The organism is Bacterioplanes sanyensis (assembly GCF_014652515.1).
Classification (GTDB): domain Bacteria; phylum Pseudomonadota; class Gammaproteobacteria; order Pseudomonadales; family Oceanobacteraceae; genus Bacterioplanes; species Bacterioplanes sanyensis.
The window spans coordinates 112900-124878 of record NZ_BMYY01000012.1 but is presented as its reverse complement, the minus strand read 5'-3'; the positions used below and the strand labels follow the sequence as shown (position 1 = coordinate 124878).

Here is an 11979-nt window from a genome sequence, read left to right as displayed (position 1 = left end):
TGGGTCATGTGTCGTCTCTTTTTGCATAGGATAAAGAAATGACACAGAATTCTGAACACTACCAAGTTTGGCGTCAGCACGGCTTCGTGAGGCTGATGATATAAGACGTGTAGCCGGTAAGTTAAAAGGAGATATTACGACTGTTTTGAAAGCAGTTCTTCACCATGAAGCTGATCTATCTCGAATCGTGACTTTGATGCTTTCACAAAAAAACATCTAATCTAAGTTACAGAAACAAGCCGGACATCCACTCCAACTCAGGCTGCTAGGAAACACAAAATTTCGGCTATTTAGCTACAGCGTCGTCGTGATAGTCGCTCAATTTTTCAACTCGGTTTCGCGCCCAGGTTTTCCGCGCCTTAGCAGGCCGCCTGAGTGGGCAATGGCTGTGCCCGCAGGTGCTGCCCGGACGGCAGAACCAGCCAACATCCTGCCGGGATGCAGGCTGTTGGCGTTGCGGCGACCACAGCATTGGTAACGAAGGAAACGACCTGTGTAGCGCAAAGCAGGCTGAAAGCTATCTGCGTTGTTTCTGCTGTGTTAAAAACCACCTCGTGCGCGAGTCCGATCGCCATGCTCACTTACAGTTCGTAAGCTGCGCTTATCGAGGGCGCTTCCGCTTGCTTTTTGCCTGGCAGAAACTGCCTCGATGTACGCTTTCAGTCGCTCGCCCGCCCGGCGTGAGGGATAACCTCAAGGGGGCACAGGACTTAGCGGAAAAAACAGATACGGGATCAGAGCTTAAGCTCTGACCCCAGCTACGAGAGCAAATGCCTAGCGACAACTGCCTCGATGTACGCTTTCAGGAGCTCGCCCGCCCGGCGTGAGGGATAACCTCAGGGGGCACAGGACTTAGCGGAAAAACAGATACGGGGTCAGAGCTTAAGCTCTGATCCCAGCTACTGAAGCGAACGAACAAGCCAGCTCCCAACTCCTAGACCAACTCGCTAAACTCTCGCTCTCGCGCTTAGGGTTTCCGCGCCTTAGCAGGCCGCCGGAGTTGGCAATGGCTGTCCCCGTACCGCCCAGCATGAGGGATAACCTCAAGGAGGGCATAGGATTTAGCGAAAAAAGAAGCCTCGAAAAAAAGCAACCTTGCAATCGGTTATTTCTCCAACACCGCCAAAATCGCCTCGGCCTTGCTCACTTCAAATTCTTTCGGCGCTTCTACATTTAACTGAGTCACAACACCATTGTCGATAATCATGGCGTAGCGCTGCGAGCGAACACCACCAAAATTACCTGTGTCCATTTCCAGCCCCAAGGCTTTGGTAAAACTGCCATCCCCGTCGCCCAGCATGGTGATTTCATGCGCGTTTTGGGCTTTGCCCCAGGCATTCATCACAAATGCGTCGTTAACAGCAACACAAGCAATCATATCAACACCAGCAGCTTTGAGTTTATCTGCCAGCACCACGTAACCTGGCAAATGCGCCTCAGAGCAGGTCGGGGTAAACGCACCCGGCACGGCAAACAGCACCACGCGTTTATTGGCAAACAGCTCATCGGTATTGTGATTTTTCATGCCATCATTGGTTAGCTCGCTGAGGGTAGCGGCTGGTAAGTTTTGGCCTTGCTGAATCATATCGGCATTCCTTGATGTGGGTTCTCAGCCAGTGTAACCACTAACCTGACGACAAACCACAGACGAGTCGTAGGGGCATTCATGGCAACCGCTACCCCTATGCCTGCACGCTTTTGCCCTGTTTCCAGCGTGGTACACTCCGCACAACTCATGCTGCGGAAAAGACAATGAAAACCCTACAAAAAATACTATTAAATAAGTACCTGCTAATTACTTTATCGGCTATTGCATTGGTGGCTGTCTTTGTCAGCCTGATGCCAAAGCCCATTGATATGACGCTGGAGAATATCGGTAATGGTAGGCCATCGGTGGTGTTTATTTATGATCTCAACCTAGCAACCAGCAACCCGCAAACGGTTGAAATGAATAAAGCACGCGATCTGATCGGTGATGGTATAAATTTTTTGGTGGCCAAGGCCGGCGACCCAACGACGCAGGCATTTAGACAAAGCCATCAAGCCAGCTCATCTGATCTGTTGTTTTTTAATTCGGAGGGAAAGCTGATTGATCGCAGTGTGGCGGTTATACCTGCTGAAGTGATGATCCAGCGCATGTCTGATAAATAATCCGTTATCGTTGCCACTTACCCATAAAAAAGGGCCTCAAATGAGGCCCTTTTTACGACTTAGCGATTGCTACACCTAGGTATTATTCACCTTGGGTTTCAATGCCATCCAGAGAACCTGGAATGGTCCAGCCGGCCCACCAAGCTTGCTCAGCTGTAGTACCAGGCTTCACTGCACCGATGTAGTCGGTGTTATCGAAGGCAAAACCAGAGCCGTTATCAACTGGCTGCCAAGCGTTTACGGTACCAGCCGGTGCGCCGACCAATGCTGCCGCTGCATCTAGATCAACCGTATTGGCACCCACAGTGCCGTTAACCATGTCAGCGTCACGCTTCGCGTAGAAGGCGTCAGTGCAAGCACCGATGACGTTGGTCAGGGTTACGTTGGAAGGAATTTTGTCGGTTGTTTCATCCAAGTCGTGATCGGAATCGTCGATGCGCACACAGTCGCTGAAGTTCAGCACCGCGGTGTTGTAAATGCGAGTGGTCAAAGAACCACGCAAACGCATACCAGGCTGACCTTCGCTGACCGCGCTGCCCACTAAGGTGATGTTGGCCAATGCACCTTCGGTTTGTGGTACGTATTCATCGTCAGATGAGTTCGCTTCAATACCACGTGGGTCGTTAGAACCACTTGGGCCAGCTTTCACTGGATCTTTACGCACGATGGCGTATTGAATGTTGCCCTGGTAACCCGTATCGAAATCGATGTCGTCATCGTCGTTACCGGTCAATACCAGATATTTCGCATTAACGGTACCGCCAAACCATTCAACAGCATCATCGAGGTTGTTGTGAACCTGAACGTATTCAACGGTGGTGCCGTGGCCAACGCCTTGCAGGGTCAGACCGTTAACCTCGTTGTTCGGGCCAGCCACCTTACCGGCTTCGGCGATACGAACGTATTTGATCACACCGCTGTTGTCGGCTTTGTCGTTACCAGCGTAGAAGCCAACGCCGTCGCCGCCTTCACCTTGTACGTTACAAATGCCATCGGCATTGCCTTCGAAGCAGGCGCCAGTATTACCCGCACCGTATTGCGGCGCAAAACCTTGGATAATCACACCGCCCCATTCGCCCAGACCGTCGAAGTTGTCGTCCAGGTCAGAGCTAAATGTAATTGGCTGATCCGCAGTACCCTCGGCCATCAGTTTAGAACCACGAGTGACCAATAACACGCCATCGTCCATACCGCGGATATCAGTGCCTGGCTCAATGGTCAGGGTTACGCCGTTGTCTTTAATGGTTTGCACTTCAGCAGCGGTTTCTGCTCGGGCATTACCTTCACCCACTTTAACGAAACCATCCAGCAGCCATTTTTTGTCGGCTTCCAGGGTGTAGTCCTGATCGATGGTACCACTCAGAGTACAAACATCGGCTGTGCAGGAAACGAAGTCTGGAGTGCTTGGTTCAGTTGGGTTGGTTGGCGTGGTAGGGCCAGTGGTGTCGTTATCATCGTCATCATCGTCGCCACCGCAACCGACCAATGCCGCCGCCAAAATTGCAGCTACCAGATAATTTTTCTTCAGTTCCATGTTGATCCCTCGGTTTTGAAAGGTATTTATTGATTACCGGCGGTCATTGTCCGCTGGCTATATGACAATCAAGTTACAAGCGAGAAGCCTCTGAACAATTCATTGCCCGCTCTTGATCGCTAACGACCTAAAATAAAAAAGCCGATTTTTGACTCAGCAAAAATCGGCTATAGATAGCTTTGACGCCTCTAAGGGCGCGGGCAGCGGAAGGATATTGGCGGTGTTGAAAAGGGCTGGCCATTGTCAACATCGCCGTGTTGTTCTAAAAGCCTGCTGCACTCGCGCAGAGCTTTGCAAACTTGTTCAAAGACGCTTTAGAAGATGTATTCAACCGACGCTGAATAATCACTGCCTTCAAAATAGCTTTCGATTTCTTTGCCATCACGTGAATAGCTAACCTTGGCATCGGTAATGTTTTGCGCCTTCGCTTTAATTACCAGGTTTTCATTGACATCAAAGCGGTATACCAAGTCATAGGTCGTGCGTCCGTCTTCAATTTCGGCGCCCAAATCACCGCGACTGGTGGCGTAAATACGATCATCGAAATAGTTAGCCAATAACGTCAGTGACTGACCCGTTGCATAATGATCGATGCCAAACTGGACATTGCCCAAGTATTCCGACTGGCCCTGCAGCGCACGAGATGAGTCACCTTCCAAGCGCTCAGCATCACTGCCACTGAGGTCCACTTCTGAATCGATATACGCCAAGTTACTGGCCACAAAGCCAGTAAAGTTGGTGCTGTCGATGACGTTAATACGTAAATCCAGTTCAATGCCTTGAATATCAGCACTGGTCACGTTGTCGAAGGTGTAGCCGTTAGCGGCACTGCCGTCGCCTTCAATCACAGAGCGCTCAATCGGATCACTCACTTCTTTGTAGAACAGCGCTAGGGTCACGTTTTCTTCTTCTGAAAAATAATACTCTGCACGCACATCTAAGTTGGTGATGTCAGAGATTTTCAGATCCGGATTGCCTTGCATTAAATCGTCGGTTTCAGGGTCGTACTGCGCCGATTCCGAGCGCTCTGTAATGCCAGGGCGAGAAACCGTTTGCGAAACGCTGCCGCGCAGCTGGAAGTCTTCGGTTAAACGCCAGTTCACCGACAACGCCGGCAACACCGCACTGTCGCTCAACTCGCTGGCCGCACTGCTTTTATTGGGGTACTCCAACTCTTGGCTAAAGTCTTCATAGCGCGCACCGGCCATCACGGTGACATTGGTAAAGTCCAGCTCACCTGATAAATACGCCGCCGTAATGTCGTCGGTGGCGCTGTAACTATCGGTTTGCGTGGTGGAGCCACGGAAAACAATGCGGGCATTGTCGAAATTGTCACGGGTAAAGATATGCTCTGGCGACAGTGACAAATCCACCGCTGGGTCATTCACGTTCATATTAGAATAACGCGCCAGCTCAACTTCACGATCTTTGCTGGTGTAGCTTAAGCCAGTTTTTAACTTCAAAAATAAGGTATCGCTGAGCATCAAATCGGCGCTGTAATCCAGGCCAAGATCGAAGGCGTCTTCGGTTAAATCCGAGAAGCGGCGCTCAACACCACCCAGCAAGCGCAGCGGGTTATCGCTACCTAAGGTGCGACCATAGGTATAAGAACGACGGTCTGGCTCATAGCGAGAGGTTTGTGCAAAGCCCAAACGCCATGTCAGCTCGTCTTCTTCGCCCAGCCACTGCAAATAATGTTTGCCTGAGAACTGCTGGCCCAAATATTGGCGCTCCACCCATTGCAAGGTCGTGGACTCTACTTGCTGATCTTTGCCTTCATCTTCAATTGAGCTGGTACGCGTGGTGTCGTCGGTTTTACGCAGCAGCGTGGTTTTACTTTGATATTGGCTGTTGCTGGTATCGAGGCCATAAACCAAATAACCCGCCACATCAATTTTGCGCTTACTGCGCTCGTAGCTACCTTGCTCACCAGGGCTGCTTAAACGTGCATTGTGACGCGCTTCCCAAGCATCTTTGTAATCAAATGCTGCGTAATAGCCGTGGCCACCAAAGTCGCTGTCAAAATAGTTGCTGGTAGCCACCGAGAAGCCACGATCCGGTTTGGCTTCTACCGGTTTTACATCGTAAATATTTTCAAATGAGTTGCCCAAGCGCACGCTATCTTCTGGCGAGGCACAGTTCGGGCCGGACTCACAAAAACGTGGGTTATCCACCCCGCCGTTGGTTAATGATTCTGCAAATGAAGGCTGCTCACGCGTACCGTCATCAACGCCCATCCAATCGCTTTCACCACCTTCGTAGCTATTAACATCGTTAAAGGTGGTGCGCGAGTTCATACCCAAGCTGACGGAGGCTTTTGTCATCGGATCGAAAGAGAGGTCTTTGGTGCTCATGCGAATGGCACCGCCGGTGGAATCACCGGGCAAATCCGGGGTAAAGCTCTTTTGAATATCAATGCCGCCTAAAACACTGGCCGGGAATAGATCCAGTGGTACATCGCGACGCATCGGGTCAGTACTGGGCATCAAGCTGCCGTTAAGCGTCGATGAAATATAGCGCCCTTGCATGCCACGCACGACAGCAAACTGACCGCCCACCACAGACACACCGGCCACACGCTTCAAAGCTGAAGCCGCGCTGGAATCACCAAAGCGCGCCAGCTGCTCGGAGCCAATGGCATCTAACACAGCACTGGAGTCACGCTCTTGTGAGGTTGTAGTGGCTGGGATAAACGAACCAACGGCTACCACTTCTTCGATATCGCCGTTGCCAGACATGCTCATATCCAGGCTAACGCTGGTGGTCACACCCGCCATCACGCGCAGGTTGCGCACATCACGTTCACCATAGTTAGGGTGAGAAATGGTCAGCTCGTACTTGCCACGCGGCAAGTCGATGCTAAAAAAGCCATCGTCATCTGTGGTCGTGCTCAGCTCGCTGCCGCGCACACCAATAACCGCACCGGCCACCGCACCGCCGGTTTCTTGCGACGTTAAGGTACCGCTGATTTGACCAGGGTCCGCCTGTTCGCCCTCACGGTACAGTTGAATACTGGGCATGGCTTCGCCAGCAATCATGTCGACTTTTACTTCGGCATTTTGCTCATTGCTGGCCAAATTAACGGCAAAGTCACCCCACCATTCACCGTATTTGGACAACTCCACCTGGTGCTCGCCGGCACTTAGATCAAACACGGCAAAACCCGCTGGACCGACCAGCTTTTTCTCGCCATTAACACTGACCGCCAGGTCAGAGACAGCGGCGCCTTCTTCGGTAATGTAGAAAATGGTTTCGCCAGCCATCAGCTGGGTTGCCAGTAAAGTCGATGCCGCACCCAGCAACACACGAGTCGGTTTCATTATGCCCCCTACGAGGAAAAACACTGTGACTGTGCGGCGGAGATCTTTGGCCCGACCGCCACACTTCGAACGTGGCGGCAGTATGTTGCTGAAATGTGACACTAAAATGACAAGGACTCAGCCAAAGGCCTGAGACACGAATGCATCAAAGGCTAATTAAAGGCCTTTCACCAGATGCGCAAAAGCCTGCCAGCGCTGCTCAGGATCAGGTAACTGCTGTAGCATGGTATCTAAACGCTCAGCTTCAGCCACCATAAAGTCGATAAACTTGCGCACTTTTTGTGGTAAGTATTGCCGTGTTGGATAGGCCAGTGAGATTGCCTGGGGCTGCAACTCCCATTTCTGAAATAGGGGGACTAACTGACCATTAACGATAAACTCGCCGGCCAGCAAAAATGGCACAGCGCCGATGCCAGCTCCGTGCACAATACTATTCACCGCGCTGGCCACCATATTAATGACAATATTGGGCTCAACTTGCACCTGACAATGCTCTTGGCTGTTGGCGTGATGCAAGTCGTAAGTCACCGCTGCCGTGCCTTCGCCAATTTTCACACAGCGCATATTGGCTAAATCACGCGGATGCTCTGGCTTGCCGACACGCGCCAAATACTCAGGGCTAGCCACCAACACGTTATCTGAGCTGGTAATGGTGCGCGCCACCAGGCTGGAATCTGGCATTGGGCCAAAATACACCCCCATATCAAAGCCTTCTTCCACCAGGTTAATTTGCCCTTCAGTGTGCAGCACTTCCAGCCGCACCTCAGGATATTGTTGCTGAAAACGCGCCAAATAATGCCCCAAGGCTCCACTGCCGGCCACCATGGGCACGGCAATGCGCAATAAACCATGCGCATCTTGCTCACGATCGGCCAACATACTGTGGGCGCTGTGAATATCGCTAATGGACTGTCGACAGTGCTCGTAGTAACCCTGACCAATTTCGGTTAAATGCAGCCGCCTTGTGGTGCGGTGTAATAAGCGCACACCAAGCTGGGTTTCTAAATCCGCGACCATGCGACTCACCCGTGACTTAGGCATTCCAAGGGATTTGCCAGCGGCGGTAAAACTGCCCTCATCGGCCACCCGAATAAACACCGCCAATTGGTTAAGATCCAGCATGTTTTGACTCTCTTACTGCATTGCCTGGTTGGACAATAAATGAACTATGGTACTATTTAAGGCAGTCTATGACGGCAGCTCAGCTGCATCCGATAACAATAACAACATACAGGTAACCCCATGACTTCACCTATGTTTAAAGCACTGTGCTTGGCGGCGTGCGCCACCGCCCTCAGCGGCTGTTTCGAGCAAGGCAGCTCAGGCTCCAGCAGTGCGGATAACAGCACCACACCCAACCCAGGCATGGATAATCTGGCATCTGACCAGGCGATTGATTTTAGTCGCTTTAGTGACCCTGCATTAACTCAATGTTTGCAGCAGCAGGGCATCGAAAAGATATCCCAAGCGCAAATTATCAGCTGCCCCGAGCAGCAAATTGCTGATTTAACGGGAATCGAGCAACTCAGTGCGGCGCGCATAGTATCATTGCCGCACAACCAGATTACAGACCTGACGCCACTGGCTGAACTCAATGGTCTATTCAGTCTGGATGTTGACAATAATAAAGTGCAGTCACTGCAACCACTGACGCAGCAAACATCGCTACGCCAGTTATCCGCCAAGCACAATCAGCTCAGTGATCTGCAAGGACTGGAGCAAAGTCAAATTAATAAGCTCTATGTGGATCACAACCCACTGCGGGATTTAACTGTGCTCAGCAGCATGTCACAGCTGCGGCATGTCAGTGCTCAAGGACACGCCGCCAGCGTACCGACACTGGCAGCCTCGGTGAAAAGCTTGCGGTTATAGGTAGTTTTTGATGTCGGAGGCAGCCTGCGGCTGCCGTTAATTGCCGTAGGTTTGCGACCAAGACGGTAATGTATTGATATCACCATAGTTCGGGTTACCGCCATACAAGTCATGCTTAGGATGACCAGGAAAGTAATTAACCGGGTGTGCACCGAGTTGAGTTTTTGCTTTTAAACCGCCATCCCCGCCCAAGTTGATCCAAAAGCCAGGGCGTGACATTTCTGGTTTATATGTTCCCACCTTGCTCCACTGAATGGCACGCGTACCAACACTAAAGAAAAAAGCTTCAGTATGCTCTAAATAATTCGATTGCACTGGAAATAGCTGAGCATGGGGAGATTGCTCCAGTAGAGATGCGGGGTTGGAAACCAAGATAGATGCCGCACCCTGAACATCGTAAAGATCCAGTGTTTTTTCGTCCAACCAGCCGATGGTCCGTACCCCACCCAAACTAGCCTCCAAGCGTATCGAGCCCAAGGGAATTTTAATACCAAGAATCTCAAACTCGACATCCGCTGTAATATTGGGGCGGATAAACCCTGAGATCACATCAATAATATTACCTTGGTAGCCAAAAGCATCCTCTGATCCTAGTCGAAATCCTACCAACTTGCGCGAGGCGCCGGTTTCATCAAAGGCAAATTCGATGTAGGGATTTTCCTGTACAAAAGGCAGTAACTCATACTGACCATTGCCTTTATCACGCACTTGACCCAAGGTAACGTCACGCAGTTTTATATCGACACCGCCATCTGGCTGGTAACCACCTGGAAAAGTAAAAAAGCTCTTTTCGCCACCAGTATCGTGAGTTAAGGCTGAAGACAAATAGTTTTCATCCGGTAAACCTACAGAGCCACATGGCTTGGCGGTACAAGCCCAGTTGATATTGTCATCATAACTTTCTGGCACAATGTTGTTGTAACATACCTTGTCACCGCCTGGTCCACCCGTGCAGTTGGTGCCTTCGGGACGCCAATAACGCCCTAACGACAGTTCTTCAACGTTGGCGTTAATTTCAACGCGCGCGCCCATGGTTAACCGCGTCATGTTTAGTTGCGAGCCATCACCTTGGTTTACCAGCTGCTCGTTTAGCTCAAAAATAGCCTGGCCATAACTGGCCGCCAGCTCTTCTTCTGTCAGTGGCTCCAAGCTCGCCCACACAGGCGCAGATAACATCAGTAGGAAGATCAGTCGAGTCATATCAGTTCACCGGGAAGATATTCACTTTGGTTTGCGCAGGTGCCTGTAACTTGCCATCCAGCTCTACAGCAAACAAAAAACGTGGGTCACTCATTTGATTCACCTCGCGGTTATCCCCCAGATAAAATCCCTCGGTTTGCAACTGCTCAAACTCCAGCTCTTCTGGTAGGGTAATTTGTAAAGCGGTTTTATCACCATTGGGGCCAATGCCGTCGATGAGATCCAGCTTCATATCACTAAAGCCGATGCCGCCTGTGACTTCGTTCATCACCAGCCAGTAGGCGGTATTATCTATATATTCCGCGTCTTCGTTCTGGTAGCTAAAGCGCGTGCCCTGTTCAAACTCCATACGACCGCTTAGCGTAATGCCAGCTTGCCCATCGACTCGTTGCAACTGATGCTCATTTAATGGCGTTAGGTCTGCCAGACACAAAGATGAGTAGAGCAACGGGGTGAGTGCTATCCATTTCATCGTTATAAATCCTGTGTGGTAATCACCAAACGCTGAATTTCTAAACCGCGAATTTCCACCACATTCTGGTTAGGAATATTGGGGATTTCGTTACCTGGGTTAGCGGCGTTGTAACGATTGACCTGCTCGTTATAAGTGACGGTTTTGGGCACAAACGCCCGATGAATCACATCCGGTACCGTTTCAACAATATTGCCGTTGGCATCACGCAAGAAAATATCTTGTCTGCCGGTGATGATTTCTTCATCGTTAGGGTCACCAAACGACATGGACTCAATAAAGATATTGCCTTGCGGCGCTTGCGCTACGTCTTGTGGCAAGCCAGCGATTTCTAAGCGCAGTTGTGTTTTTTCTATGCCCTCGCGGGTGCCTTGTGCCCATTGACCACGCACATACTGATCGTATTTAACTGTGCTGATGGTGACCGGTTGGTCAACACTGCCAAGAGGAATGTACATATCCACATTATTGAGTGCCAAGGTGCTGGCCAGTGAATTATCGGCATCTGTAGTGAGCCGTATGGCATCGGCTTGCAAGCCCATCGACAACGACAATGCCAAGCCACGATCGGCATACACAGGACCACCATTGTTATTAAATGGATCGGATGTTAAGACCTCGCCCTGATTATCATGCCCCCACAAGTAAAACTCGGTGCCATACAGGCGCGCACCTTGCACATCGACATAGCTTAAAAATGACTCATTTGCATCCATGCGGTCAGCCTCTGTCACCAGAGCATCGACGCGCATGTGCAAATCAAACTTGGAGGCAGCAGCATCCAAACGCTGCTGCTGGCCTAGCTGCACAGCTTTGTAGCTGTCATTCAAGTTATCAAGGTTGCCCAAATTTACGTTGCTGACGTTGCCATCAAAGAATCCGACGGGAATACCTGTGTAGTATTTTTCTTGATCGCCACGGCCGATATTAATGGTGTTGTAACGCACGATCTCATTTTCAACCCCTAGCTGCGCATCGCTAAAACGATAAAAACTGCGCTCTGTTTGTTGTAAATCTGCCGCTGGAAATGCGGTATATAACGCAGTTTGCTCACGGCTCTGACCGGCCAGCGGGCCACTGTTCACGACATGCTGCTCGGTTAAGGTGCGAATATCCGCCACCACAAAGGGGTCGGTATAACTGCCAAAATAGCCCGATCCGTTGACGCTGCCCGGCACCTCACCGGATTTATTAAAGCGCAGCTCGCTAAACACCAAATAATCCGCCTGCAAAGGCGACTCGTCGGTTAAGCGCAAACGCAGTTGAAAATCGTCTGGGCGGCCATAGTCACCTGAATACAGCACCACGTCGTCAAAGGTGGCGCCAATGCCTTCGCCTGTGACCTGGCCTAAGGCTTCATCATCCAACGACTGCATGGCAGTGGCAGCAGGCGTTAAGAATAAAAGAACTAAGCTCGTTTTTTTCATTGC

The 11979-nt window shown here is 50.7% G+C and carries 9 protein-coding genes; 2 read left to right on the top strand and 7 right to left on the bottom strand.

Translation table 11 applies throughout. The annotated features are described in order from the left end of the window. Positions 1-1105: 1105 nt before the first annotated feature. Positions 1106-1585 carry a peroxiredoxin gene (locus IE090_RS15075; RefSeq protein ID WP_189389584.1) on the bottom strand — a complete coding sequence of 160 codons (480 nt, stop codon included), beginning with the start codon at positions 1583-1585 and terminating at the stop codon, positions 1106-1108. A 167-nt stretch (positions 1586-1752) separates the two neighbouring features. Here IE090_RS15075 and IE090_RS15070 point away from each other — a divergent pair, with 167 nt between their 5' ends. Next, positions 1753-2151 (top strand): hypothetical protein, encoded by a 399-nt coding sequence (locus tag IE090_RS15070; RefSeq protein ID WP_189389583.1) that lies wholly within the window; start codon positions 1753-1755, stop codon positions 2149-2151. An 82-nt stretch (positions 2152-2233) separates the two neighbouring features. Here IE090_RS15070 and IE090_RS15065 read toward each other — a convergent pair whose 3' ends face one another. The 3 genes from IE090_RS15065 to IE090_RS15055 all read right to left on the bottom strand — a co-directional run bounded on the left by IE090_RS15065 (position 2234) and on the right by IE090_RS15055 (position 8127). Continuing rightward, positions 2234-3685: a beta-helix domain-containing protein gene (locus IE090_RS15065; RefSeq protein WP_189389582.1), complete on the bottom strand. Its 1452-nt coding sequence runs from the start codon at positions 3683-3685 to the stop codon at positions 2234-2236. Positions 3686-3999: 314 nt separating this feature from the next. Continuing rightward, on the bottom strand, positions 4000-7005 hold the full coding sequence (locus tag IE090_RS15060; RefSeq protein WP_189389581.1) for a TonB-dependent receptor: 3006 nt from the start codon (positions 7003-7005) through the stop codon (positions 4000-4002). 156 nt (positions 7006-7161) lie between these two features. Next, positions 7162-8127: a LysR family transcriptional regulator gene (locus IE090_RS15055; protein WP_189389580.1), complete on the bottom strand. Its 966-nt coding sequence runs from the start codon at positions 8125-8127 to the stop codon at positions 7162-7164. A 120-nt stretch (positions 8128-8247) separates the two neighbouring features. On the opposite strand from IE090_RS15055, the gene IE090_RS15050 reads away from it, so the two are divergent. Then, positions 8248-8877 carry a leucine-rich repeat domain-containing protein gene (locus IE090_RS15050; RefSeq protein ID WP_189389579.1) on the top strand — a complete coding sequence of 210 codons (630 nt, stop codon included), beginning with the start codon at positions 8248-8250 and terminating at the stop codon, positions 8875-8877. Between the two features lie 36 nt (positions 8878-8913). Here IE090_RS15050 and IE090_RS15045 read toward each other — a convergent pair whose 3' ends face one another. The 3 genes from IE090_RS15045 to IE090_RS15035 are packed head-to-tail and all read right to left on the bottom strand — an operon-like array spanning position 8914 to position 11976. Next, the gene (locus tag IE090_RS15045; protein ID WP_189389577.1) at positions 8914-10077 is read right to left on the bottom strand and encodes a hypothetical protein; all 1164 of its coding nucleotides are present in this window, start codon (positions 10075-10077) and stop codon (positions 8914-8916) included. Between the two features lies 1 nt (position 10078). Beyond that, on the bottom strand, positions 10079-10549 hold the full coding sequence (locus tag IE090_RS15040; protein ID WP_189389575.1) for a DUF6160 family protein: 471 nt from the start codon (positions 10547-10549) through the stop codon (positions 10079-10081). A 2-nt stretch (positions 10550-10551) separates the two neighbouring features. Then, the gene (locus tag IE090_RS15035) at positions 10552-11976 is read right to left on the bottom strand and encodes a hypothetical protein (RefSeq protein ID WP_189389573.1); all 1425 of its coding nucleotides are present in this window, start codon (positions 11974-11976) and stop codon (positions 10552-10554) included. Positions 11977-11979: the final 3 nt, after the last annotated feature.